Origin of the sequence: Cohnella kolymensis (assembly GCF_000829465.1) — a bacterium.
Lineage (GTDB): Bacteria > Bacillota > Bacilli > Paenibacillales > Paenibacillaceae > Cohnella > Cohnella kolymensis.
This window is the reverse complement of the sequence record NZ_JXAL01000020.1, coordinates 1-25,349: the sequence shown is the minus strand read 5'-3', so window position 1 is coordinate 25,349 and position 25,349 is coordinate 1. Positions and strand designations below refer to the sequence as shown.

24 protein-coding genes, 2 tRNA genes, 1 rRNA gene and 2 pseudogenes are annotated in these 25,349 nt (G+C 48.4%); 25 read left to right on the top strand and 4 right to left on the bottom strand.

The window, feature by feature from the left end; genetic code table 11:
- The first annotated feature begins 10 nt into the window (after positions 1-10).
- The 13 genes and pseudogenes from SD71_RS12900 (at position 11) to SD71_RS12840 (ending at position 13,405) form a co-directional block, all read left to right on the top strand.
- Positions 11-1,144, top strand: a complete 1,134-nt coding sequence (locus SD71_RS12900; RefSeq protein WP_041063907.1) for a Gfo/Idh/MocA family protein — start codon at positions 11-13, stop codon at positions 1,142-1,144.
- Positions 1,145-1,364: 220 nt separating this feature from the next.
- A complete protein-coding gene (locus SD71_RS12895) occupies positions 1,365-2,465 on the top strand; it encodes a methyl-accepting chemotaxis protein (protein ID WP_041063850.1) in 1,101 nt (366 codons plus the stop codon).
- A gap of 168 nt (positions 2,466-2,633) precedes the next feature.
- The gene (locus SD71_RS12890) at positions 2,634-3,551 is read left to right on the top strand and encodes a phosphate ABC transporter substrate-binding protein PstS family protein (RefSeq protein ID WP_041063848.1); all 918 of its coding nucleotides are present in this window, start codon (positions 2,634-2,636) and stop codon (positions 3,549-3,551) included.
- 90 nt (positions 3,552-3,641) lie between these two features.
- Positions 3,642-4,544 (top strand): phosphate ABC transporter permease subunit PstC, encoded by a 903-nt coding sequence (gene pstC, locus SD71_RS12885; protein WP_041063846.1) that lies wholly within the window; start codon positions 3,642-3,644, stop codon positions 4,542-4,544.
- Positions 4,541-5,428 carry a phosphate ABC transporter permease PstA gene (gene pstA / locus SD71_RS12880; RefSeq protein ID WP_041063844.1) on the top strand — a complete coding sequence of 296 codons (888 nt, stop codon included), beginning with the start codon at positions 4,541-4,543 and terminating at the stop codon, positions 5,426-5,428. The genes pstC and pstA overlap by 4 nt, the downstream gene beginning before the upstream one ends.
- 13 nt (positions 5,429-5,441) lie before the next feature.
- Positions 5,442-6,200: a phosphate ABC transporter ATP-binding protein PstB gene (pstB, locus tag SD71_RS12875; protein WP_041063842.1), complete on the top strand. Its 759-nt coding sequence runs from the start codon at positions 5,442-5,444 to the stop codon at positions 6,198-6,200.
- Between the two features lie 42 nt (positions 6,201-6,242).
- A complete protein-coding gene (gene pstB / locus SD71_RS12870; RefSeq protein WP_041063840.1) occupies positions 6,243-6,998 on the top strand; it encodes a phosphate ABC transporter ATP-binding protein PstB in 756 nt (251 codons plus the stop codon).
- Between the two features lie 22 nt (positions 6,999-7,020).
- The gene (gene phoU / locus SD71_RS12865; RefSeq protein ID WP_041063838.1) at positions 7,021-7,680 is read left to right on the top strand and encodes a phosphate signaling complex protein PhoU; all 660 of its coding nucleotides are present in this window, start codon (positions 7,021-7,023) and stop codon (positions 7,678-7,680) included.
- A gap of 141 nt (positions 7,681-7,821) precedes the next feature.
- Positions 7,822-10,494, top strand: coding sequence for a DNA polymerase I (polA, locus tag SD71_RS12860; protein ID WP_041063836.1), 2,673 nt, complete (start codon positions 7,822-7,824; stop codon positions 10,492-10,494).
- A gap of 31 nt (positions 10,495-10,525) precedes the next feature.
- Positions 10,526-11,434, top strand: coding sequence for a DNA-formamidopyrimidine glycosylase (gene mutM / locus SD71_RS12855; RefSeq protein ID WP_041063834.1), 909 nt, complete (start codon positions 10,526-10,528; stop codon positions 11,432-11,434).
- Positions 11,435-11,551: 117 nt separating this feature from the next.
- Positions 11,552-12,229: a sporulation membrane protein YtaF gene (gene ytaF, locus SD71_RS12850; protein WP_200889599.1), complete on the top strand. Its 678-nt coding sequence runs from the start codon at positions 11,552-11,554 to the stop codon at positions 12,227-12,229.
- Positions 12,230-12,243: 14 nt separating this feature from the next.
- Positions 12,244-12,840, top strand: a complete 597-nt coding sequence (gene coaE, locus SD71_RS12845; protein ID WP_041063832.1) for a dephospho-CoA kinase — start codon at positions 12,244-12,246, stop codon at positions 12,838-12,840.
- Positions 12,837-13,405 (top strand): annotated as a pseudogene (locus SD71_RS12840) (lytic transglycosylase domain-containing protein). Before coaE ends, SD71_RS12840 begins: the two are co-directional and overlap by 4 nt.
- A gap of 207 nt (positions 13,406-13,612) precedes the next feature.
- On the opposite strand, the pseudogene SD71_RS24965 reads toward SD71_RS12840, so the two are convergent.
- Positions 13,613-13,831: pseudogene (locus SD71_RS24965) on the bottom strand (small, acid-soluble spore protein, alpha/beta type); the annotation flags it as partial.
- A 111-nt stretch (positions 13,832-13,942) separates the two neighbouring features.
- Between SD71_RS24965 and nrdR the strand changes: the two are divergent.
- The 5 genes from nrdR (at position 13,943) to SD71_RS12810 (ending at position 17,644) form a co-directional block, all read left to right on the top strand.
- Positions 13,943-14,404 (top strand): transcriptional regulator NrdR, encoded by a 462-nt coding sequence (nrdR, locus tag SD71_RS12830; RefSeq protein ID WP_041063830.1) that lies wholly within the window; start codon positions 13,943-13,945, stop codon positions 14,402-14,404.
- A gap of 242 nt (positions 14,405-14,646) precedes the next feature.
- Positions 14,647-14,723 (top strand) — tRNA-Ala (locus SD71_RS12825).
- 432 nt (positions 14,724-15,155) lie between these two features.
- Positions 15,156-16,013, top strand: a complete 858-nt coding sequence (locus SD71_RS12820; RefSeq protein ID WP_041063828.1) for an alpha/beta fold hydrolase — start codon at positions 15,156-15,158, stop codon at positions 16,011-16,013.
- A gap of 48 nt (positions 16,014-16,061) precedes the next feature.
- On the top strand, positions 16,062-17,342 hold the full coding sequence (locus SD71_RS12815) for an ArsB/NhaD family transporter (RefSeq protein ID WP_041063826.1): 1,281 nt from the start codon (positions 16,062-16,064) through the stop codon (positions 17,340-17,342).
- A gap of 20 nt (positions 17,343-17,362) precedes the next feature.
- Positions 17,363-17,644 (top strand): hypothetical protein, encoded by a 282-nt coding sequence (locus SD71_RS12810; protein WP_041063824.1) that lies wholly within the window; start codon positions 17,363-17,365, stop codon positions 17,642-17,644.
- 63 nt (positions 17,645-17,707) lie between these two features.
- Here the strand turns inward: SD71_RS12810 and SD71_RS12805 are convergent, their stop codons facing one another.
- Positions 17,708-18,394: a hypothetical protein gene (locus SD71_RS12805; protein ID WP_041063822.1), complete on the bottom strand. Its 687-nt coding sequence runs from the start codon at positions 18,392-18,394 to the stop codon at positions 17,708-17,710.
- Positions 18,395-18,590: 196 nt separating this feature from the next.
- On the opposite strand from SD71_RS12805, the gene SD71_RS12800 reads away from it, so the two are divergent.
- The 3 genes from SD71_RS12800 (at position 18,591) to rpiA (ending at position 20,434) form a co-directional block, all read left to right on the top strand.
- Positions 18,591-18,677, top strand: a tRNA-Ala gene (locus SD71_RS12800).
- A gap of 331 nt (positions 18,678-19,008) precedes the next feature.
- A complete protein-coding gene (gene wrbA, locus SD71_RS12795; protein WP_041063820.1) occupies positions 19,009-19,632 on the top strand; it encodes an NAD(P)H:quinone oxidoreductase in 624 nt (207 codons plus the stop codon).
- 97 nt (positions 19,633-19,729) lie between these two features.
- Positions 19,730-20,434 (top strand): ribose-5-phosphate isomerase RpiA, encoded by a 705-nt coding sequence (gene rpiA, locus SD71_RS12790; RefSeq protein ID WP_041063818.1) that lies wholly within the window; start codon positions 19,730-19,732, stop codon positions 20,432-20,434.
- On the opposite strand, the gene SD71_RS12785 is transcribed toward rpiA, so the two are convergent.
- The gene (locus SD71_RS12785; RefSeq protein ID WP_041063816.1) at positions 20,390-21,004 is read right to left on the bottom strand and encodes a diadenylate cyclase; all 615 of its coding nucleotides are present in this window, start codon (positions 21,002-21,004) and stop codon (positions 20,390-20,392) included. The two genes, rpiA and SD71_RS12785, sit on opposite strands and share 45 nt — an antisense overlap.
- 22 nt (positions 21,005-21,026) lie before the next feature.
- The gene (gene cdaS, locus SD71_RS12780) at positions 21,027-21,647 is read right to left on the bottom strand and encodes a sporulation-specific diadenylate cyclase CdaS (protein ID WP_041063814.1); all 621 of its coding nucleotides are present in this window, start codon (positions 21,645-21,647) and stop codon (positions 21,027-21,029) included.
- Positions 21,648-21,863: 216 nt separating this feature from the next.
- Here cdaS and SD71_RS22280 point away from each other — a divergent pair, with 216 nt between their 5' ends.
- The 4 genes from SD71_RS22280 to SD71_RS12765 form a co-directional block, all read left to right on the top strand.
- Positions 21,864-23,054: a glycosyltransferase family protein gene (locus tag SD71_RS22280; protein ID WP_052476225.1), complete on the top strand. Its 1,191-nt coding sequence runs from the start codon at positions 21,864-21,866 to the stop codon at positions 23,052-23,054.
- A 2-nt stretch (positions 23,055-23,056) separates the two neighbouring features.
- A complete protein-coding gene (locus SD71_RS22275) occupies positions 23,057-23,689 on the top strand; it encodes a glycosyltransferase family 4 protein (protein WP_235427105.1) in 633 nt (210 codons plus the stop codon).
- Positions 23,690-23,704: 15 nt separating this feature from the next.
- Positions 23,705-24,715, top strand: a complete 1,011-nt coding sequence (locus SD71_RS12770; RefSeq protein WP_041063812.1) for a hypothetical protein — start codon at positions 23,705-23,707, stop codon at positions 24,713-24,715.
- 335 nt (positions 24,716-25,050) lie between these two features.
- Positions 25,051-25,349, top strand: a 16S ribosomal RNA gene (locus SD71_RS12765); the annotation flags it as partial.

The window sequence follows — 25,349 nt, the reverse complement described above, 5'->3', positions numbered from 1 at the left end:
GAACGTAGGTATGGTCGGCTACAAATTTATGGGTAAAGCTCATAGTCACGCATATAAAGATGTGGGCATGTTCTTCGATCTGAATGCGGACGTTGTCATGAAAGCGATTTGTGGACGTGACGAGAACGGTGTTAAAGCAGCCGCCGACAAATTCGGCTGGGAGAGCTATGAGACGGACTGGCGTAAAATGGTCGCCCGGGACGATATCGACATGGTCGATATCAACGCTCCAAGCGATGCGCACAAGGAAATCGCTCTTGCCGCAATCGCCGCCGGTAAACATGTTTTTTGCGAAAAGCCTTTGGCCTTGAACCTGTCAGACGCTCGCGAAATGCTTGACGCCGCGGAGAAAGCGGGCGTTAAGCATGGTGTGTGCTTCAACTATCGCTTCTTGCCGGCCGTGCAATTGGCGAAGCAAATTATCGAGGAAGGCCGCCTTGGGGAAATCCATCACTACCGGGCTACCTATTTGCAAGACTGGCTGGTGGATCCGAATTCCCCGCTGGCTTGGCGTCTGAAGAAAGAAGTGGCGGGCTCCGGCGCTCATGGCGACCTGAACGCCCACTGTATCGATCTTGCGCGGTTCCTGGTCGGCGAGTTCGACAGGGTTATCGGACACAGCCGCACCTTCGTGAAAGAACGTCCGATTCCGGCATCTTCGAGCGGTCTGTCCGGCAATGGCGGTTCTGAAAAAGGCGAAGTGACGGTTGACGATGCAACGGCATTCCTGGCGGAGTTCAAAAACGGTGCAATGGGCACGTTCATCGCGACCCGTTTCGCAACCGGCCGCAAGAACGGCAACACGTTCGAAATCCACGGCAGCAAAGGAAGCATCCGCTGGGATCTCGAAAATCTGAACAACCTTGAAGTGTATTTCCGTGAAGATGAGCCGAACCTGGCAGGGTTCCGCACGATCTCCGTCACGGATAGCAGTCATAAATATGCGGGCAACTGGTGGCCGGCCGGACATATCATCGGTTACGAGCATGGCTTCGTTCATATCGTGTATGAATTCGTTCAGCATATGACCGGCGGCAGCGGGTTCGCTCCGAGCTTCCGCGACGGGGTTAAGTGCCAAGAGGTACTTGAAGCTGTAGATCTGTCGATCGAACGCGGCAGTTGGGTCGGCGTGGACGAAGTATAAGTTGGACTGTAGTAAGCCCCGGAAATCCCGGGGCTTTTTTGTATGCACCGTTTTTTGCTGACCTGAGTTAAGTGCATATATCGATTCTGCGCCGGAAGGAGAGATCGGCAGACAGTTGTTCAACACATTTACAAATCACGCTATTTTAAATCACATTCCACTAACACTAAGACATTATGCTTTTCTTTGTAATTATCTACATAAAAGTCGAGGCCTTCATATGGTGAAAGATCAGGTTATCGTAGGGTATTGGGCCAGAAGCTGCCCGGTCATTTCCCCGAATCAAATGTGTGAGGATCTGGTGTCCTTGTTTCGTGTGAAAAAGGAGCTGGAGTGCGTTGTCGTCTGTGATGATTCCCGTCATCCTTCCGGGTTGATCATGAGGGGCAGATTTTTTCGTATGCTGGGCTCCCTTTACGGGATGTCGCTGTATGCGAATAAACCCGTTACCGCCATTATGGACATGCAGCCTTTCACCGCTGAAAGAGACATTGATGCTCAGGAGTTAATCGACAGGGCGCTGTCTCGTGAAGAGGAAAGTTTTTACGACGCCGTTATCCTGACTGATCGAGGCAAGTTTGCCGGTGTTCTGACGGTGAACGATCTGCTCAACGTATCCCGCCTCATGCAGAGGACTGCGGTCAGCCGGCAAATGAGGACAATCCGGGATACCGAATCGATGATCGGCAGCATTAACCAATCTGTCGAAAAAGTTGTTGAAGCAACGGTCGACACCCAGGTATGCAGCGATCGGATTGCGGAGTTCACCGAGCAAGGAAGAAACGAGCTTGAGAGGATGCTTCAGCTGTTTACAATGTGGTCGGAAACAGCGGATAGGCAGCAACAAGCAATGGAGGAGTTGACAGGGCGCACTTCGCAAGCTGACGGGATTATCCGGCTAATTGCCGAGCTGGCCGAGCAATGCAATCTGCTCGCGATTAACGCATCGATTGAAGCGGCGCGCGCCGGCCTTAGCGGAAGCGGCTTTGGTGTCGTCGCCGGCGAAATCCGCGGATTGGCCGATCAGACCAAACAATCGGCGGCGCAAATTACACGTTTGCTCAGCTCGATGAGGGAAGCGGTGAAAGATGCCGCCTCTCTGGTGACGGCGGGGAAGACAGGTGCGGATGAAGGGTTTATCCAGGTCAGGCAAACGGAAAATCTATTTGCGCAGCTATGGAGCTCTTCGGCGCAAAATGATGAAGCGGCTGCGCGTCTCATCCTTGCTTCTAATGAAGCAAGGGAAACGACCAATCAAATAAAGAGGGAATTTCATAAACTCGCTGCTCAAATGAATGAGACTTACGCTGTCCGTGTCTAATCACGGCCTGAGGAATAATGCCGATTCATTTGGAGATTATAGGAAAAGCTTCCGCGAATTATTTTACACTCAGTTAACAAAACGAAAACATCAGTTTAACGACAAGCTTCTACAATGAATCCTGTAAGCACAAAAATAAAAGAGAGCTGGAAGGGGAACCACAAAGAAATGAAGAAGACAGTAGTTTTGATCATGGCGTTGGTGCTGACATTTGCGCTCGCTGCTTGCGGTAAAGACAACAACGGCGGGAACGACAACGGTGCAAGCCCAACGGGCAGCGCAGCTCCAGGCGGAGACGTAAAAGGTTCCATTCTTGCGGCGGGTTCTTCCGCGCTGCAACCACTTGTAGATCAAGCTTCCAAGAAGTTCATGGATAAAAATTCAGGCATTTCGATTCAAGTTCAAGGCGGCGGCAGCGGTCAAGGGCTGACTCAAGTAGCTGAAGGCCAAGCGACGATCGGTAACTCCGATGTATTCGCTGAAGAAAAGCTTGACGCTGACAAAGCGAAAGGCCTTGTCGATCACCAAGTTGCGGTTGTTGGCATCGCAGCTGTCGTAAACCCTGAAGTTACGGTTGATAACTTAACAAAACAGCAGCTTATCGATATCTTCACCGGTAAAGTAACCAACTGGAAAGACGTTGGCGGTAAAGATGAAAAGATTCAAATTGTTAACCGTCCTAAGAGCTCCGGTACTCGTGCTACATTCGAGAAGTACGCTCTTGGCGAGAAAACGGAAGACCTTCAAGGTTCGATTCAAGAAGATTCCTCAGGTACAGTTAAGAAGCTTGTTAAAGAAACTCCGGGCGCGATCGGTTACCTTGCTTTGTCCTACCTGGACGACTCCGTTAAAACCGTTAAGTATGAAGGCGTAGAAGCAAAAGAAGAAAATATTATTAACGGAACCTATCCGGTTTGGGCATACGAGCACATGTACACGAAAGGCGAGCCGGATGCGGCAACTAAAGCTTTCCTTGATTACATGATGAGCGACGATGTTCAAAACGGAGACGTTGTTGAACTCGGCTACATCTCTGCAAACAAAATGCAAGTTAAACGCGACGCAGAAGGCAACATTTCGAAATAAAACGATACGGGTAATAACTTCATAATTAAGTGTCGATCAAGAGGCAGGAATTTGACTGCCTCTTGATTGGCTGTATAAAGGGAGAGTTCTATGGCTCAGTCATTCGAGAGACAAAAGGCGAAGCCGCACGTAACAGAAGAATGGGTAGGCAGGGTTTATACGCTGCTCTGTATTTTCCTGCTTGTTGCGACCATATTTTCGATGGTCTATTTTGTTGCGTCCAGGGGGCTTACTACGTTTTTTGGCGATGGTGTTAACGTTCTTGAGCTGCTTACCGGCATCAAATGGAATCCGGAAGGGGAACCGGCTGTTTTCGGTGCACTGCCGTTCATATTCGGTTCATTCAGCACATCGATTCTGGCTGCGCTGATCTCTGCTCCGCTCGGTTTTTGCGCCGCTGTGTTCATGGTTGAGATTGCTCCGAGATTCGGGCGAAAGTATTTGCAGCCGGTAATCGAATTGTTGGCGGGAATTCCTTCAGTCGTATACGGTTTCGTAGGTTTATCGGTAATCGTCCCGCTGTTCCGCGACATTTTCCCCGGTCAAGGACTTGGTATTGCAGCCGGGGCTCTTGTACTTTCAATTATGATCCTTCCTACAATTACGACAATAGCAACGGATGCGCTGGCCGGTCTGCCGTCGGGGCTGAAAGAAGGCTCGTACGCGCTTGGCTCAACCCGTTGGCAAACCATATCCCGAATTGTACTTCCGACCACTCTTCCGGCATTGCTGACTGGAATCGTGCTGGGCATTGCGCGGGCCTTCGGCGAAGCGCTTGCCGTCCAGATGGTCATCGGTAACGCACCGCACATCCCGAGGTCGTTGTTCGAATCCACATCTACTCTCACCAGCGCGATCACGCTGAGCATGGGGAACACGGCTATGGGATCGGTTCATAACAACGCTTTGTGGTCGTTAGCACTGATACTTATGCTCATGACTTTCATTTTCGTGTTCATCGTCCGTTGGCTGGAAGGGAGATCAAAAATATGAATGCGAAAACGGCGGACAAAATCGCAACAGCCGTCATTATCGCTGTAGCGGCGTTTATTGTCCTCTTGTTAATTGGACTGCTGGGTTACATTCTCGTGCGCGGTCTGGGACACATCAGCTTCGACTTCCTCACTTCCGCTCCGGAAACGATCCGTGCGGGCGGGGGCATAGGTCCTCAGCTTTTTAACTCGCTGTTCCTGCTGGTTCTGACAATGCTGATAACAATTCCGCTTGGACTAGGTGCAGGAATTTATATGAGTGAGTATGCGCCGGTGAATCGAGTGACGGCCTTCATCCGTTTGGTCGTGGAAGTACTGTCTTCTTTCCCTTCCATCGTGGTCGGCCTGTTCGGCCTTCTTATTTTCGTTAACTTATTCGAATTCGGCTTTTCTTTATTCTCCGGGGCACTGGCGCTGACTGTGTTCAACCTGCCGTTGATGGTGCGTATTACCGAACAAGGGTTAAGAAGTGTGCCTCAAGCGCAGAAGGAAGCCAGTTTGGCTCTAGGGCTGACGAAATGGAAAACAATCACTTCGGTTATGCTGCCGATCGCGATTCCCGTTATTCTTACAGGCACGATCCTGGCTGCCGGCCGTGTATTCGGTGAAGCTGCGGCACTGCTTTTCACAGCGGGAATGAGCTCGCCCCGCCTTGACTTCTCTGATTGGAATCCGCTTCACGATGTTTCTCCGCTAAATCCATTCAGGCCTGCGGAAACATTGGCGGTTCATATATGGAAAATAAACTCGGAAGGACTCGCTCCGGATGCTCCGGAGATCGCAGCCGGTGCTTCCGCGGTCCTCATTTTAACGGTGCTTTTATTTAACCTCGTGGCCAGATGGCTTGGACGATATATGTACCGCAAATTTACTGCAATCAAATAGGAGGCTTGCCTGAATGGACGAAATCGGATTGTCCGTAAAAAATCTAAGCGTTTATTATAGCGACAGGCCGGCCGTGAAAAATGTGTCGCTCGATTTTGCAGCTAAACAGGTGACGGCTTTGATCGGGCCCTCCGGCTGCGGTAAATCGACTTTTCTAAGAAGCTTGAACCGGATGAACGACCTGATCCCGACCTCGAAGGTTACCGGAGAAATCTGGATTAAAGAGGATGATATAAACAGCCCGTCGACGGACGTTGTCTCACTGCGTCAGAAGATCGGAATGGTGTGGCAGCGCCCGAATCCTTTTCACAAATCGATCTATGAGAATATCGCCTTCGGACCGCGTTACCACGGGGTGAAGAACAAGAAGCAGCTGGATCAGATTGTGGAGGAATCGCTCACGCGCGCGGCGTTATGGGACGAGACCAAAGACCGGCTGCATCACTCGGCGCTGACGCTATCCGGAGGTCAGCAGCAGCGGCTGTGCATAGCCCGATCGATTGCCGTTCAGCCTGATATTATTCTTATGGATGAACCGGCTTCTGCTCTGGACCCGGTGTCGACGGCTAAAATTGAAGAACTGATCGGCGAACTCAAGCAGGATTACTGCATCATTATCGTAACGCACAACATGTATCAAGCAGCCCGGGTATCACAAAAGACGGCATTCTTCCTGTTAGGTGAACTGGTGGAATACGATGCGACGGATAAAATGTTCACGAACCCGCAAAAAGCGGAAACGAGCGATTACATTTCCGGCCGGTTCGGTTGAATGCCGCAATATCATATCGCTATATATTAAGGGGATGCGAACTTGAACTCCATTATCGAGATTAAAGATTTAAACCTCTATTACGGCGAGTTCCAGGCTCTTCGTAACATATCGCTGGAAATACCGGAAAAAGCGATCACCGCTTTCATCGGGCCGTCCGGCTGCGGTAAATCCACTCTGCTGAGGACGCTGAACCGGATGAACGACATGATTCCGGGAACGCGCGTTGAGGGCACCGTCTCCATCGCCGGCAGGAGCATTTATTCTAACGATGTGGATGTGGAAACTCTGCGCAAAAGAGTCGGAATGGTGTTCCAGCAAGCCAACCCTTTTCCCAAATCGATCTATGACAACGTCGCCTACGGTCCCCGGCTGCACGGGATAACAGACCGAAAAAGGCTTGACGAGATTGTGGAAAAAAGTTTGCGTTCCGCGGTGCTTTGGCATGAAGTGAAGGATCATCTGAAGCGCTCGGCGCTGAGCATGTCAGGCGGGCAGCAGCAGCGGCTATGCATCGCGCGGGCGTTGGCCGTAGAGCCGGATATTCTGCTGATGGATGAATCCACTTCCGCACTCGATCCCATCTCGACTTTAAAAATCGAAGAGCTGGTTCAAGAGCTCAAAAACCGTTATACCATTGTCATGGTCACGCACAACATGCACCAAGCTGCCCGGGTTTCTCAGCAAACCGTGTTTTTCCTAGGCGGGGAAGTCGTTGAATACTCGGAGACGAAGCAATTGTTCTCCAATCCGACTGACAAACGTACGGAAGATTATATTAGCGGCCGATTCGGTTGATATCGGGAGAGGATGGTTCACTATGGTTAAACGTTTAGAATTCGATCAGGCTTTGGATGAGATTGCGCAAAGACTTACCGAGATGGGTGACACAGTAGAAAAGGCCCTCACGGGATCCATAGAGGCACTGAAAAATGTGGACGTGGAAGAGGCCAAGCGTATTGTAGCGGCTGATACGGAGCTGAACCAAATGGAAGAAACGATCACGGAAATAGGTACAAGGCTGATCGCGACACAGCAGCCGGTTGCCAAAGATTTGCGCCGTATTCTGATCGCTTTCAAAATCTCCTCGGATTTGGAACGTATGGGCGATTTGTCCGTTGACATTGCCAAGGTCGTGCTTCGTCTGGAAGGGCAAGCGTTGATCAAGCCTCTGCTGGATCTGCCGAGATTGGCAGCCTTGGTCTCCATAATGATTCGTGAATCGCTGCAGTCTTACGTAGACGAGAATGTTGATCTTGCCTACAAAATGGCGAAAGACGACGACCAGGTCGACGCTCTGTACTCCCAAATCTTGCGTGATTTGGTGGCGATTATGAGCAATGACACCAAGACGATTGCGCAAGGTATGCTGCTTTGTTTCGTGGGCCGTTATATCGAGCGAATTGCCGACCACGCGACCAACATCGGCGAAAGCGTCGTATACTTGGTGACGGGAAAGCGTCCTGAGCTGAATCAGTAGTCCTCGGATAGAGATGGCAGCGGGCTTACCCAACGGGTGAGCCTTTTTTATTGGAAAGCCTCTCCCGATGCGGGATGCGGCGATATAACCTGTATGTTATCATTAGGGAATAGATAATGTCGGTGAGGTGGGCGTGAGTTCATGGGCAAAGGATCGGGTAAGCTGCTGTTGATCGACGGCAATAGTATTATTAACCGCGCGTTTTACGCGCTGCCTCCGCTTACGAACAGCAGCGGGGTGCACACGAATGCGGTGCTGGGCTTCACAACGATGCTGCTCAGAGTGTTGGACGAGGAAAAGCCAAGCCATGTGATGGTTGCATTTGATGCGGGTAAGGTGACCTTCCGGCACGAAGGTTATGCGGAGTACAAAGGCGGCCGCCAAAAAACACCGCCCGAGATGTCGGAACAATTCCCGCTTTTGAAGGAGCTTTTGCAAGCTTTCTCGATTCCGCAATTCGAGCTGCCTGGATATGAGGCTGACGATATCATCGGGACATTCACACGTGTGGCGGAAGAGCAGGGGAAAACCGCGGTCGTCGTATCGGGCGACAAGGATATGCTGCAGCTGGCCACGGATCAGGTCACCGTACTGATTACACGCAAAGGCATAAGTGAAGTCGAGCGTTATACGCCGGAACAGGTCGGGGAGAAATACGGCTTGACGCCGGAGCAAATTATAGATTTGAAAGGTCTTATGGGTGACGCGAGCGACAACATTCCCGGAGTGCCGGGAGTGGGCGAGAAGACGGCGTTAAAGCTTCTTCATGAGTACGGCACGGTGGAAAATGTCCTGGATCATGCCTCCGAGCTGACAGGCAAGATGCGTGAAAAAATCGAAGCCCACAGTGAAGATGCACGGATGAGCAAACGCTTGGCGACCATTTTCCGTGAGGTTCCTTTGCAGCATTCGCTGGATGAAGTGGAATGGAAAGGTTATGACTCCGCCCAGTTGGTATCTGCTTTGCGCAAGCTTGAGTTCAAGTCCATTATCGAGCGGCTCGACCTCAGTGCGGCGGGAGGCGTTGAACAAGCGGAAATCGAGGAAGCGGCGGCAAAATACGAAGTGATCAGGGTGGACACGGCCGGCTGGGACGCTCTGCACGATAAATTGGCAGACGCTGAAGCTTTGTATGTAGAAGCGCACGGTGAGAACCCTCATCAAGCGCAAGGCATCGGAGTCGCTGTCGCCGCCGGCAGCCAGTGTTTTGTCATTCCTTTTGAATTGCTATGCACGCCTGAAGGCGAACGCTTCAGAGCTTGGTTGGCTGACGGCGATGCTCCTAAATACGGGTATGAGCTGCACTGGACTGAGCTGGTACTGGCCAGATGCGGAGTGGACCTGAGGGGACAAGCCTTTGATGTGCAGCTTGCCGCTTATTTGCTCGATCCGACGGAGTCGGATCCTTCGCTAAACGGATTACTTCAGCGCCATCAGCTGGCCGGGATCGCTTCGGATGAAGCGGTTTATGGAAAGGGCGCTAAATTCCGCGTTCCGGCTGCAGAGGACCTGGCCCGGCATTTGGCAGCCAAAGCGGATGCCGTTCGGCGTCTGAAGCCGCACCTGTCGAAGGAGCTCGAAGACCTCGGTATGCACCGCTTGTATTACGAGCTGGAGCACCCTCTATCATGCGTTCTTGCAGAGATGGAAAAGCAAGGAATCTCGGTGAACGCCGATGCCCTGAAAGAATTGGGCGTGGATTTCCAACGGCGCATAGAAGAAATGATCAAAGCGATTCACGAGCTGGCCGGATTCGAGTTCAACATCGGATCGCCCAAGCAGTTGGGCGAGGTGCTTTTTGAAAAGCTGGGCCTGCCGGTCGTAAAGAAAACAAAAACCGGCTACTCCACCGATGCGGAAGTGCTCGAAAAGCTGGAACCTTACCACGAGATCGTAAGGCTCATTTTACATTACCGTCAATTGACGAAGCTGCAATCCACCTATATTGAGGGACTGCTTAAAGAAATTCGTCCGGAGACCGGGAAAATTCACACGTATTACCGTCAGACGATCGCGGCTACAGGAAGGCTTTCGAGCCAATTCCCCAATCTGCAGAATATCCCGATTCGGCTGGAGGAAGGCCGTCAGATCCGCAAAGCGTTCGTGCCTTCCGAGCCGGGGTGGCGGATCCTTGCGGCCGACTACTCGCAGATTGAGCTGCGGGTGCTTGCGCACATTTCCGGGGATGAAGGTCTTAAAGAAGCGTTCGTTAAGGAAATGGACATTCACACGAAAACAGCAATGGACGTATTCGGCGTGGAAGCCGAGCAGGTGGATTCGAACATGCGGCGCCAAGCCAAAGCCGTTAACTTCGGCATCGTGTACGGCATAAGCGATTATGGACTCTCGCAGAATCTGAATATCACCCGTAAAGAAGCGGCTGCTTTTATCGAACAATATTTTGAAGCCTTCCCGGGTGTACGTCATTATATGGATTCCATAAAGGCGAAAGCCAAGGAAGACGGGTATGTGACCACATTGCTGGATCGCCGCAGGTACTTGCCGGACATTCGCGCTTCCAATTTCAATCTGCGCTCGTTCGCGGAACGGACCGCAATGAACACACCGATCCAGGGAACCGCGGCGGATATCATCAAGCTTGCGATGATCCGGATGGACAAAGCGCTACGGGAGAACGGCCTGAAGAGCCGCATGCTGCTGCAGGTACACGATGAATTGGTGTTTGAAGTGCCGGAAGAGGAATTGGAGATTATGAAGAAGCTCGTCCCTGAACAAATGGCGACGGCGCTTGATCTGGATGTACCGCTGCTGGCGGATGTGAGTGTGGGCAGCAACTGGTATGAGGCGAAATAATGAAGGCAGCATAGGATGGTGAAGCAAGCCCATGCCGGAATTGCCGGAGGTTGAAACGGTCCGCAGGACTTTAAATACATTGATACCGGGCAAAAAGATCGACCGGGTCACCGTAAAGCTCCCCCGTATTTTGCAAAAACCGGACGACCCGGGATTGTTCACCGCCCGGCTTGAGGGAAGAACCTTTCAATCGGTCGAGCGAAGGGGCAAGTTTCTCAGGATGGTGCTGGACGGTCTGGTGCTCGTCTCGCATCTTCGGATGGAGGGGCGCTACGGGGTTTATTCAGAGGATGAACCCGTAGAGCCGCACACCCATGTCATTTTCCATTTCACGGACGGTACGGAGCTGCGGTATAAAGACGTTCGTCAATTCGGTACGATGCATTTGTTTTTGCCCGGAGAAGAATTTCAAGCTCCTCCGCTGAATAAACTTGGATTGGAGCCGCTGGACGAGGGCTTCACTTTGGACGCTTTTAAGAAGGCGATCGGCAAGCGGACGACCAAAATCAAACCGTTGCTGCTAAACCAGGAAGTGATCGTCGGCTTGGGAAACATCTATGTAGATGAGGCGCTGCATACTGCCGGCATTCATCCCGAGCGGGCAGCCGATGAGCTGAAGCCGAAGGAGATTGACAGGCTGTATCATGCCATTCTCGATACGCTGTCGGCTGCCGTTGAAGCAGGCGGCTCATCTATCAAATCTTACGTCAACGGACAAGGTGAAATGGGATTATTCCAGCACCGACTAAGAGCGTATGGGAGGACAGGGGAGCCGTGCGAGATCTGCGGAAGCTTGATTGAGAAATCGGTCGTCGGCGGAAGAGGCACGCACATTTGTCCCAGCTGTCAGAAGGGGCCTAAGCGAACGGCGAACTCGCAAACAATCATAAAACCGCGCACTCATGCGGTTAAACGCCGCCTTGACGGGGGAACCCGATAGCGTCTGGGCGAAAATTAGGGAGCGAGCGGGGCATTCCCCCCGGGCTATGCATAGGATGAATCACAACCCGGCCGACGGAAGGGCGGGGAGCAGCATCCATGCAGGGGGAAATCAAATATGTTGGCACCTGTCGCCTCGATGGTTTTACTTTCTTTTGCCGTCAGCTTGGACGGATTCGGTGTCGGATTGACTTACGGCGTGAGAAAAATAAGAATCCCGGTTTCTTCGATCCTTATTATCTCCGCCTGCTCCGGACTCATTATTTTAATGTCGATGATGGTTGGCGTCGCGTTGACGAATTGGATGTCACCGCATGGCGCATCAGCGGTAGGGGCATGCATATTGATCGGAATCGGCTGCTGGGCGCTCATTCAGTTTCTGCGGAGCGGAGAGCCGGCCGAGCAGACGGAACGGCCGGCAAGCGCGCCGGCTGACCATGCGGAATCGGTTCATAAGCCGGTTCTCACGCTGGAGCTTCGGGTATTCGGCATTATGATTCAAATTCTTCGTACCCCGTCTGCAGCGGATGTGGACCGATCGGGAATCATCAGCGCGGGCGAAGCATTTTTACTGGGAACGGCACTTTCATTGGATGCCTTCGGTGCCGGGATCGGGGCGGCTCTCGTGGGCTTCCCGCCGCTGGCGACCGCTGTGCTGATTGCCGCTTCAAGCGGGTTCTTCCTGTGGACGGGAACGCGGGTCGGCTTCTGGGCCGCGGGTTGGCGATGGATGCGGCGGCTCTCGATGCTGCCGGGGATCATTCTGATCACGATGGGAATTTTCAAACTGCTGTAGAAGGAAGAGGTCTCATGAATATCGGTTTAACGGGCGGCATTGCCACCGGCAAGAGTACAGTTGCCCGGCTGTTGACGGAACGGGGAGCGATATTAATCGACTTGGACGGCATTGCCCGGGAGGTAGTCCAGCCTGGGCAGCCTTCCTTGCTGCGCATCGGCGAACGGTTCGGACAAGCTGTGCTGAATGATGACGGTTCACTGAACCGGAAAAAGCTGGGCAGCATCATATTCGCGGATCCGGCCGAGCGAAAAGCGTTGGAGCAGATTTTGCATCCGGCTATCAGGGCGGTTATGAAAGACAGAATGGCTTATCATGAGAAAGAAACTCCCGATCAACTCGTTGTGGTGGACGTGCCTCTGCTATACGAGTCGCAGCTGGAGTCTTATTTTGAGCAAATTATGGTTGTGTACGTACCTCGGGATGAGCAGCTGAAGCGGTTAATGCAGAGGGACGAGCTGACCGTGGAAGAAGCGGAGAGACGGCTGGCCGCACAGATGGATATTGAGGACAAGAAACGGCGGGCGGACATAATCATCGACAACAGCGGTAGTCTCGCTCATACCGAACGGCAAATTGAGCGATACTGGCGGGAAAAGGGGCTGGGATGAGACAACGGATCAAGCGCAAAAGGGTGCTGCTTCCGATCCTGGTAATCGTGCTCGCGGCTTTGTTTGTCCAGTCGGATTGGATGGGGCGATGGATCTATCCGATTTACTATAAGGATGAAATCAGGCGGAACGCCTCGACATATCAGGTAGACCCGTTTTTGATTGCCGCTATCATTCGAGTGGAATCAAATTATAAACCGGACGCACTGTCCCCCAAAGGGGCAGTGGGAATCATGCAATTGATGCCCCAGACCGCACATTGGATTTTGCAGCAGGATAATTTCGGAGGGCTTACAGTGGACGATGCGGGCTCGCAGGTCGAGGCCGGCATCAGCTTGGGATCTTGGTACGTGAAGGAGCTGCAGCGGCAGTTCGAAGGAAATTTGGCCGCTTCGCTTGCCGCCTACAACGCCGGTCCGGGTAAAGTCAGACAATGGCTGGCGAACGGAACGTGGGACGGCGATCAGCAAAAATTGAGCAATATCCTTACGGAGAGACTAGACATTACGTGCAACGTGTGATCTATTATTATAAGAAGTATCAGAATTTGTACGACACCCTTTGAAATGGAAGAGAAGCCTTGAAGCCTCAGCTCCAAAGCTTCCCAATATTAAGTCCTGCCAATTTTCGACGAGCGTCAGCTTTGACCGGATAAGTTGCCTTGCATTGCAAGATTTTGCGGGCCGCCGCGTCCTTGCGGACCCAATGGAGCGGATGCAGTGATTACACCTGTTTGGGCTGTAGAACCCGATTGATTCTGGAATCCGCCGGCTTGGCTTGCCAGCTGCGTTTCAGCCAATTGAATCATAGTGCGGACCATGTTACCGCCCACAGCACCGGTATCTCTAGTCGCCATGTAACCGAAGTATCCTTCTTGCGGCGTCATAGGAATACCAAGTTGTTGAGCTACCTCGAACTTCAGTTGATCCAGCGCCCCGCTTGCTTGGGGTACCAGATACTGACCGTTACGACCTCGTCCTCCTCCAGGCATTGTTGTTCACCTCCTTAAGGTTGGTAACTGTATTATGTGTCTTTTTCGGAGGATCATGTAAGGGAAGGTTTGGAAAATTCGCAGTTTTTAAAAAGGAGTAGAACCACTGTTATGAAATGTCCATTTTGCGACTACAGCGGAACCAAAGTTTTAGACTCGAGGCCTGCCAACGATAACAAGTCCATCCGCCGCCGTCGCGAATGCGAGAAATGCAGCCGCCGGTTTACGACGTTCGAGACGATAGAGGAAACGCCGCTCATGGTAATCAAGAAGGACGGCAGCCGCGAAGAATTCAGCCGGGACAAATTATTGCGCGGCTTGCTTCGAGCTTGTGAGAAAAGGCCTGTATCTGTCGGTCAGCTTGAGGTGATCGTCTCGGACGTGGAGCGCGACGTGAGGAATACAGCACAGGCGGAAGTTGAGAGCCGTGTCATCGGGGAGCTGTTGATGGAGCATCTGTATCGGGTCGATGAGGTCGCTTATGTCCGTTTCGCGTCTGTGTACAGGCAGTTCAAGGACATTAACATGTTCTTAAAGGAGCTTAACGGGCTGATCAACAAGCATGGCATGTAAGGCTGAAGTATACCGTACAGGGTGGTGCGCTGTAAGTGTATTTTACTCAGGGTGGATGTTTTTACTCAGGTGTAATTTTACAGCGTCCGAAGGCGCCGGCATCCGTTGACAGCCTGACCGTCCCTGTGTTAAACTCGTTTTTGTCGTGTGATACGGGGTCATAGCTCAGCTGGGAGTCCACCATTACTGGTTTAACTACCACCAAAGTAGTCGAACTGAATATCACCTTTAAGATTTAACTCGGGGAATTAGCTCAGTCTGGGAGAGCGCTTCGCTGGCAGCGAAGAGGTCAGGGGTTCGAGCCCCCTATTCTCCACCAACACTTTCTACGAAAACGGCAGAGATGCCGTTTATTTTTTTTGATTATGCAGCTTTCATAAAATATACATAATCGGAGGAATGTTATGCTGAACTCTAACGAAGTGCCACAAGCCGATATTTTATCGGATGTTATAAGTCAGATTGACTATCAAACCAATAAGAAATTATTCCATAGCGCAATTGCGGCTAATCAATAGTTCCCCTGTATGCTTCTGGCCACTCTCGGCAGAGGCATTTTTTTCAAAGCTTCTTGACTTACTTTAACGAACATTGTACTCTTATCAGAGTGGCAAATTAGTTGCACATGTTGTTCAATTGTTTACATGAAAAATTAAATATCTGTACAAAATGGAGGAGCCTGCACCAAGGGCTCTTTTTTTGTTTTTTTTAGGTCATTCAATAAAAAAGTCTAAGTTAGAGGAGGTGTACTATGAGACGCAAACATATCTTCTATTACAAGAAAGAAGTACCTATCGAGTATTCAATTGTCGGTGAAGGGGTTCCTGTTCTTGTTATGCATGGAGGACATTCAAATTGTGACGAGGAGTTTGGGTATGATGATTTAACTAAGAATGGTTACTCGTTGATTACTCCTTCGAGAGCAGGTTATGGAGGCACTTCTCACTTGATTGGCACAAGCATAGATTCTGCATGCAAAGCTTATGTAGCTTTATTAGATCATCTGCAAATTGACAAAGTTCACGTTATAGCAATTTCTGCTGGTGGTCCAAGTGGGATTTATTTTGCTTCTCGTTTTCCTGATCGGGTACGTTGTCTCATCTTACAATCTGCTGTTTCAACAGAATGGCTTACACCTAAGAACAGGGAATATATAGCAGCGCAAATATTATTTCGTCCTTCGTTAGAGAAATTTATATGGTCAACACTCAAATGGATGAGTAATGTGACCCCCGAATTTATCTTCAATAAAATGGCGTTATCATTTAGCAAGTTATCCTTTAAAGAGTTACGGACTCATATTGATGCCGAAGATATCGAAAAGTTTCGGAGGATGTTAAATCGGCAGCGCTCTGGGCATGGTTTTCTGATCGATGTTTCCCAGACAAAGACAATCAATTCAATCGACTTACAAACCATCCACTGCCCCACTCTGGTTATGCATTCCAAGAACGATAACGCAGTACCTATTGATCACGCATATCATGCGCATCAAAATATTCATAAGTCAGAACTCTGCCTACTTGATTCATGGGGACATCTAATTTGGCTTGGAAAGGGGGCTGAGAAAGTGAACCATGTGTGTTCAGAGTTTATGTGTAAGTATTAAAGGGGAAATTAATAATGTCAACTGCAGCTGAAATCGGAGGAATAACTAATGGAGCAACAAGCCATCTGGGCAATCGGAATTTTTCTTGTTATCTACGCACTTATTATTTCAGAAAAGGTTCATCGCACGATTGTAGCCATGATCGGCGGGTTACTCATGGTTGCGCTAGGTATCGTGGATCAAGAAACGGCATTACATCATATTGACTTCAACACGCTCGGTCTTCTTATAGGTATGATGATCATTGTAAGCATAACAGCTGACACAGGGCTGTTCAAATTTATTGCAGTATGGGCGGCCAAGAAGTCTAAAGGCAATCCTGTTCGCATTCTGATTGCACTAGCCCTTATTACCGCAATAGGATCTGCATTTTTAGATAACGTTACAACAGTGCTTCTAATGGTACCCGTCACTTTTAGTATTACACGTCAGTTACGAGTGCCTCCTATACCATTCTTAATTACTCAAATTATTGCATCTAATGTCGGTGGCACAGCAACGCTGATCGGAGATCCTCCAAACATCATGATAGGCAGCGCGGTTAAAGAATTGACGTTCATGGCTTTCATCAACAATCTGGCTCCTATCGCGGCTTTAGTTATGGTTATTTATATACCCATTTTTGTCCTACTTTTTCGCAAACAGATTCAAACCACACCTGAATTGACGAAAAGTATTATGGATCTGGATGAAAAGGAGCTTATTACTAATCACAAATTGCTTCGTAAGTGTTTGACTGTGCTAGGTCTGACTATCCTTGGATTCTTCCTTCATCAATCATTGCACTTGGAGTCGGCAACCGTTGCACTGGCAGGGGCATTTGTTCTCCTCCTCCTTACTGGTGAGCATATGATGGAGGAAGCCTTTACTAAAGTCGAATGGACGACGATATTCTTCTTCGTAGGCTTGTTCGTTCTTGTCTCGGGTCTTATTGAAACGGGGGTAATCGCAAAGCTCGCGGCACAAGCAATTGAGTTGACTAATGGTGACGTAGTCGCTACTTCCTTACTTATCTTATGGCTTAGTGCTATTGCGTCTGCATTTCTAGACAATATTCCGTTTGTCGCGACAATGATCCCCATGATTCAGGAAATGGGTAATATGGGTGTAAGTGATTTGGAGCCGTTGTGGTGGAGTCTTGCCCTCGGTGCGTGTTTAGGCGGAAATGGCTCTTTGATCGGTGCAAGCGCGAACCTTATCGTTGCGGGTATGTCGGGTAAAGAAGGACATCCGATAAAATTTGTGCAGTTCCTAAAATACGGGTTCCCACTTATGTTGCTGTCAATTGTTCTTTCGAGCTTTTACGTTTATTTCAGATATTTGATGTAACCAGAAGGAGTGTAACAGAAATGCAGCTTACTTATCGATTTGATCAGGAGTGTGTACAAATCCGTGAAGCAGCAGATGGTGCGGATATTGAATTCGAAATCAAGATTTTGCAAAATGGAATTTTGTTAAAGGGGATAAAAGAAGTACAGAAGAAATTCGAGGAGAACAGTGTCTATACCGATGTGTTATTTTATGCATATGAGGATCATAAATATAAAGTCATTGTGCGTAAGGACTATTACGTTGAATTTATATTAGCGCTCATGGAACGCCAGATATTGAGGAGCGTCGAATGGGTTTAGATTTAAGTCAATAACGTCAGTATGAAAAATGTAGTGAAAAAGCCGCAAAAAGCAGCCTTTTCACTATTTTTTATATTGCTCTAACACTCGTCCTGTGAGAGAGTGTATTAAAGTAGTTGTCGCAATTTCCGGATTGCTGTATTGAAGTTGTACGACATAAATAAGCGGAGTTCCAGTTCTTGAGGGCAGGTAATAACTGTAAACTGTTGGTTCGTTTGCAAGTTGTCCCTGAGTAGTTGCTTTAGCTGTTGCAATGGCTTCATTTTTTGTAATTGCTGCATGCATCGGGCGGTTAAACAATTGTTTCTCCAAATTAGGGTGCACAGTGCCCTCTACACGTCGAATGACACCGTCGATATCCATGTCAATTACAAGGCAATTTCCCCATACAGGTGTTTCAAATAGCAGATGTTGAAGACGGACATTAATCTTGTCTTGGCTTCGTTCAATATCGATGATCTTCATATCCCTTTCGGGATTATGGAGACCATAGATTGACTTTGCTTGCTTTAGAAATTCATAAGCGATCCACTGAGGTGAGTGCATGGAAGGAACCGACAATGTACCGGTTAGTATTGAGGGAGTGTTTGTTTGCTCATTCCATATGACTTTCAGTGTACCGCCACTATTCTTAGCTAACCGTTGTAACGCCGCTGAATTATTATCCAACTCGCTGGCGGTCACAAATGGGTTAGTTGATGTAAATAGCGATATTATCATGAATAAGGAAAATAAAAGCACTCTGCTCACCCAAACTCCTCCTGTCAAGTTATATACAGAATATTTTGGTCAAAAAGAGCAGACAGTATTCAATTAACCTTCTTCTGGTTTTACTTTTAGTTTAGTGAGATTCTTGAATTTTCTTGGATAAGCTACTCATCAAGTTCTAAATACACACATTTTCTTTTGACAGTCAGATCAATAAGTAATTGCCTTACATCGCGAAGGAATTGTCCCTCATTACAGTCGCCGGTGGGAGAGCGCATCGCTGGCAGCGATGAGGTCAGGGGTTCGATCCCCCTTGACTCCACCATACATACGTAACGAACCACGTCAATTGACGTGGTTTTTTGTATGGTGGACTAGGGTTGGGAGAGAACCCCGAATCGGGGGGCGTTCCGCGCGCAGGGAGCCGGAGGCGGACGAGCACGGCATCGAAATATACCGCTGCGATCTGCTTCGTCGATCAATCTTCGGCAGCAAGTTAAATCTGGATTTCGTTATCCCCCTTGACTCCACCATACATAAAGTTGAAATCTCTTGCCTTTGCAAGGGATTTTTTTTGTTTTATAAAGCAAATTATAACCCTAAGCGTTGAATTCATGGAATCCGATGCAATTTGAGGAAAGGAATGATCAACGAGAATGTCTAAGGTTAAATTAGCTGTCGTATATTACAGTTCGACCGGGACGAACTACCAGCTCGCACGATGGGCTGAAGAGGGAGGAAAGGAAGCAGGTGCGGATGTCACGATCTACAAGGTGCAGGAGATCCTTCCGGAAAGCGTAATTGAAGGCGATAAGGCTATGAAGGCTCATGCAGAAACAACAAAAAACATTCCCGTTGTTACACCTGACGATATTGTTGCAGCGGATGCAATCATCTTCAGCACCCCTACACGATTCGGGAATATTGCGTCTCAAATGAAACAATTCCTGGACACGACGGGCGGCATATGGTTCCAGGGCAAAACAGTAAATAAAGTTGTCAGTGCAATGACTTCCGCACAAAATAGCCATGGCGGTCAGGAAGCAACGATACTGAATCTCTACACGACGATGTACCATTGGGGTGCGATTGTCGTGGCGCCGGGGTATACGGATCCGGTACTGTTCGCAGCCGGAGGCAACCCGTACGGTACCAGCGTTAGTGTTGATCAAAACAATAAAATTCGCGAAAATGAAAATGACATCCGGTCTGCAGTCATTCACCAAGCCAAAAGAGTTGTTACCGTCGCGGATTGGGTTCGAAAAGGGATGCAGGGGTAAGTAAATTGCACCACAACATAGGTTAATCCCCTGTTGGGATTAGCCTATTTTTTTACTATGTGCGTTGAATATACTTTTGAAGGCAGGAACTCAGTCTATGGATGCCAAACAAATCGCAGGTGAAAAAGCTGCGGAATATGTGAAGGATGAGATGGTGGTAGGCCTTGGCACAGGCTCCACCGTTTATTGGACGATCGTTAAGCTTGGTCAGCTCGTGAAGAACGGATTGAAGATGAAAGGAGTACCGACCTCGACGAAAACAGAAGAGCTTGCACGGAGTCTTGGCATCCCTTTAATCGACATTAACAATGCGAAGAAAATTGATTTAGCGATCGATGGTGCAGATGAAGTCGACGCCGAATTCAACTTGATTAAAGGCGGAGGGGGTGCTTTGCTGCGCGAAAAAATGATTGCTTCACTCGCAGAGCGGTTCTTGGTCGTTGTCGATGAGACGAAGTGTGTTAAGACTTTGGGGAGCTTCCCGCTGCCGGTTGAGATCGTACCCTTCGGTTGGCAAATGACAAGAAACAGGATTGATGGATTGGGTTGTGAATCCAAATTACGGACTGCTGGTCGAGCTCCGTATATTACGGATAACGGAAATTTCATATTGGATTGCGGATTTGATGAAATTCATGATGCGAATGGTTTAAATCTCGAATTGAATAGGATACCTGGGGTTGTGGAGAACGGTTTATTTGTAAATATGACGGATGCAATCGTAATCGGCAGGAATAGAGGCAAGGTCGAGGAATGTTTATTTTGCCGAGAAAGGATACAGTCTTCCACCCACACAAAATGAGGTGGATCCTTTATCGGAGACAAGTAAGATTAACGCGTCGCATTGTTCGGATAAACCGACGGCCGCCATTTCACGGGGGTCAAAGCTCCGATCCCAAAAAATTTGTTGGGTAAAGGGCAGTTGATTAGCGGCTGAAATGATCAGGTCCGATTGGAGCAGAACCGCTCCCTTATGCAGCGGACTTTCCGGATGGAAAATGGATTCTAACAGCTGGCTGGAAACTCGAGCCTGTATGGATGTTCCTCCGTTGATTAAAGGAGATACGGGGTCATTTTTTTCGATGACAATCAGAGCTCCGTGCCTGTTTAGACTCAATTTATGTATTGTTCGAGATAATTCTGCGCTATATTCCGTGTACTCAGCCAGCAGACAATTCAAAAAGTAGGTTGATGTTCTCGATTCCAGATCGGCAAGTCCTTTTGATATCTCTTCGATGTCGTTGAGGATTTGAATATTGTTTTGGTCGATTGTCAAAATATCGTGCTCAAGCTTTTTGGCAATTACCGCAAGCTTCTTTGTCATCTCCGTACGCAGATGAGTAAAATCGCTCTCACAAGTAATTTCGTTCATATGTTTCTCTCCGATATGATCTTTATTTTTGGATGATCATCTGAAACGGATAGAGGGATCCATTGAAGGAAAACGATTCTTTCCCGGTTTCCTCGGATACTACGAATACTAATGCGTCCGTTAGCTCGCTCAACCCGATTGCTGCCCGATGGCGTGTGCCCAACTTTTTATTTTTATAGGTTTTTTTGGTGAGCGGGAGGATATTTGCGGCTGAAACAATGATATCGTTTTGGATCCATACCGCACCGTCATGCAAAGGGCTTCCTACATGAAATATGGAGTCTAAAAGCGAGCTTGAAATTTCCGCAAATATAGGAGTGCCTTTGGTGATCCAATCATCAATCGGATCCTCTCTTTGGACGACAATGAGTGCTCCTTTACGTTTAGTGCTTAGCTGCCGCACCGAGTTGAAAATTTCGTGGCATTTGTTTGTATACGGTACGAGTAGACGACTCAAATGATAAGCGGACGCTAACTTGCCTGCATCCGTAATTTTTTTGGAAATGCTCTTGAGATCGTTCAGCATGTCAATTCCTTCTTGATCCAAAGAGGATGTGAATTGGGCTAAACTCTCGTAGACATTCGTAAATTGTTTTTTTACTTCACTGATCTGCGGGGATAAATCGCTGCACTGGGATTCCACTTCTCCAGCCTCCTCACCTCGTATATTCTTCCCTCGAATGGACATCATTATTTGCTTAAAAAAGGCATGGAGGAGTTAGCGACTTATACAAACGCTTTAGGTATTTCGTACATATAATGGAGAAGAGCTTATTAAAACGAACAGCTGACTGACTTGTACAATGCACTAGGGACAAGCCGTAGCGGACGTCTAAGCTGCCTTTGAGGAGGTATGAGAATGTCGCTCCGTGTACCCGAGGTTTCCATCATCATCCTTGCCGATAAGGATAAGAAGCTTACGGATCAATGCGAGCAATCCGTGAGAAAGCACACCCAGAGTCTGTCCTACCAAATTTATTTCGCCGGTGAGGATCCCAATGTGTATATAGACATGAAATGGGATGAAATAAAACGCAGTAAATACTTCGTCTTTTTGAGACGGGATACGATCGTTCAGAATAACTGGCTGCAACAACTAGTGCAGCTTATGGAACGTCATCCGACGACCGGTATGGGGGGGCCGAAAGTTGTAAGCCCAAACGGGAAGCTGTATCAAGCAGGCGGAGTCATTTGGAATAACGGGGATGGATTGAACTATGGAGAGGGCGACGATCCCAATCGGTCAAAATACAATTATGTTAAAGAAGTTGATTTCATCTGCTCCGCATGCTTCATTATTCGTCCCGAGTTATGGAGCTTGGCCGGCGGCTTTGATCCGCGATATGTTTCACGATCCCGCCAAGTGATTGATCTTGCGTTTAAAGTCAGAAAAGAAGGATTCAAAGTAATGTATCAGCCAGCTTCTGTTGTTGAATATCATCGCGTCAAAGCTCATTCCGCGAGAAAGCTAACTCAACCCCAAGAGGATGAACTACGATTCAGAGAACAATGGGGAGAAACCCTAAACACGGAGCATATGGAGAAATACCGCGATAAGTTCTGGGCGAGGGACAGGAGCCGCGACAAAAAAACGATTTTGGTAATCGGCTTGGAAGGGCCCGCTTTCGACCAATCCACTGCGAACAGAATGACGTATCATTATTTAAAATTATTTGTGTCTATGGGGCTGCACGTCGTCTATTCAGGTTATTTCCGCCGGTTTGAGCCTTATGCATCCATGCTTGAGCAAGCCGGTATCCAGGTGCTGTATGAGCAGGACCAAAAGAAGACCCTTAAGCAATGGATAGAAAAGAACGGCAAATACATCAACTACGCATACCTGATTTTCCCCTTTATTGCAGAACAGTACATGGGTCACTTAGAAAAATATACAAACGCAAAGACCATATATAATGCCAGCGACCTTTTTTATCTGCGTGAACGAAGAAATTATGAAGTAACAGGGGATAGAGCGCTGCTGAAATCTCCCAACGGTGGAAGGATCGCGAGTTCAAATTGTTTGAAAAAGCGGATGCCATTCATGTGGTAAGTATGTTTGAACGGAAAATCCTTGCCGAAGCTTTACCGGCCAAAAGAATCAGGCAAATTCCAGTTTATGTATATGATGAAAAGCAGCATGTTGAAATCGCACCATTTGATCGCAGGAAAGACCTTCTGTTTGTGGGTGCTTTTACGCATAAACCGAACATCGACGGAGTGATGTGGTTTACCCGGGACATATTCCCCAGAATTTTAAAACAATTTCCCGAAATCAAATTGTATATTATCGGCTCCAATCCCACACCGGAAATCAAAGGGTTGCATTCTGACCATGTCGTGATCACCGGCTATATATCCGATCATGAACTTCAACGCTATTACTCAGAGTGCAAATTGGTTGTCGCTCCGCTGCGATTCGGCGCTGGTGTGAAAGGGAAAATCGTGGAGGCCTTATTTTACCGAATACCTGTAGTTACGACTTCGATCGGAGCGGAAGGTATGCCCGAAATTGAGAACTTCATCTCGATTTCAGATGAATCGGAGGAGTTTGCCGACAAAGTGATCGACCTTTACAGCAGTAAAGGATGTTGGAATGAAAGATCTGACCGCTCAAAGGTCTATATCGAGCGCTATTTCTCAGAAACAGCTGCCAGAAAGCAATTGGATAAGGATATTTCTCCATGAGGAGGCGGGGCGCTCATGATCATTGGAACAATAGCGACCAAAAGTCACTTGCCTAAGGCCCTGGTCATGGCTGAATCCATCAAAGAACATATGCCGCATGCCAAAGTGGTTCTCTGCTTGGTGGAACGAAAAATGCATGAGCCGCTCAAGCATTGCCCTGTTTTTGATGAAGTGGTGCTCGCAAAAGATATGGGGTTCGAGGATTTTGATCGATATGTATTCAAATATGATGCGCTTCAAGCGACTTGCTCGTTAAAACCCGTACTCATGGAATATTTGTTAACGACATATAAGCACAACGATATGTTTGTTTATCTGGATACCGACACTCGACTGTTTTCTCCGTTTGACGAGATCGCCGAAACGTTAGAGACAAATTCCATCCTACTAACTCCTCACTCTATCTATCCGTTAATTCATCCTGTCTCTTCGTCGGTAAATAAATACCAAAGCATCCGATGGAAAGAGCTTGGGATTCTGAAAACCGGACTGTTCAACGCCGGTTTTTTTGCTCTGAAAAGAAACGGCAATTCGACTGCTTTTATCCAATGGTGGAAAAACAGACTCGCACGCTATTGTTACAAAGACATAAAGGAAGGTTTGTTTGACGATCAGCGGTGGCTGGATTTAGCGCCATGCTATTTTGACGTATATTTTTTGAAACACCCCGGCTATAATGTGGCATTTTGGAATTTGTATGAGAGAACGGTTAGGAAGCTGCCTGACGGAAGTTACTGCGTAAATGATCGACCGTTGCGATTTTTCCACTTTTCACAAGTGGATTCCTATTTGAAAGAAATCATCCGATCCATGTCTGAGTCAGGTGCGCCATATGACGTCATGAGTAAAGATTATGTTCATACATTGAATCAACATCAATGGGATAAGTATCGTAACAAACAGTGGAGTTATGCTTGCTTTGCCAGCGGGAGGCCAATCAAACAACATTCCAGGCAAAAATACGCGAGACATCCGGAACGGTACCACAGTAATCCATTTTCTTTGGCAAACAGTAAGTTTTTATAAGGGACGAAACGATGAAAGTTGGAAAATATTGAGGATTGCTAATGATGGTCGATCGCGGTATGATATAACTCCTGCCGCTGAAACGGCGGGGCGCGTTAAGTACCTGAGATCAAACATTTCAATGGAATTCATGGGAATGGAAAATATTGAGGGTTGAACGAGATGGCAATACGCGATATGATATAACTCCTGCCGCGGAAAACGAGGCAGACAAGAAAAACAACATTGTTCTTTGAAAACTGAACATCGAGCGTAATACGGTTCCTGTCGTCCTTTGGGACGATAGACAAGGATTTACTTTTTTAAGTCAGCATTTTGAGCCTTCATGGCTCTCTATTATGGAGAGTTTGATCCTGGCTCAGGACGAACGCTGGCGGCGTGCCTAATACATGCAAGTCGAGCGGAGTTGATGAGAAGCTTGCTTCTCTGATGCTTAGCGGCGGACGGGTGAGTAACACGTAGGCAACCTGCCCACAAGATCGGGATAACATTCGGAAACGAATGCTAAGACCGGATAAACAGTGCTCTCGCATGAGAGGGCTGGGAAAGACGGAGCAATCTGTCACTTGCGGATGGGCCTGCGGCGCATTAGCTAGTTGGTGAGGTAACGGCCCACCAAGGCGACGATGCGTAG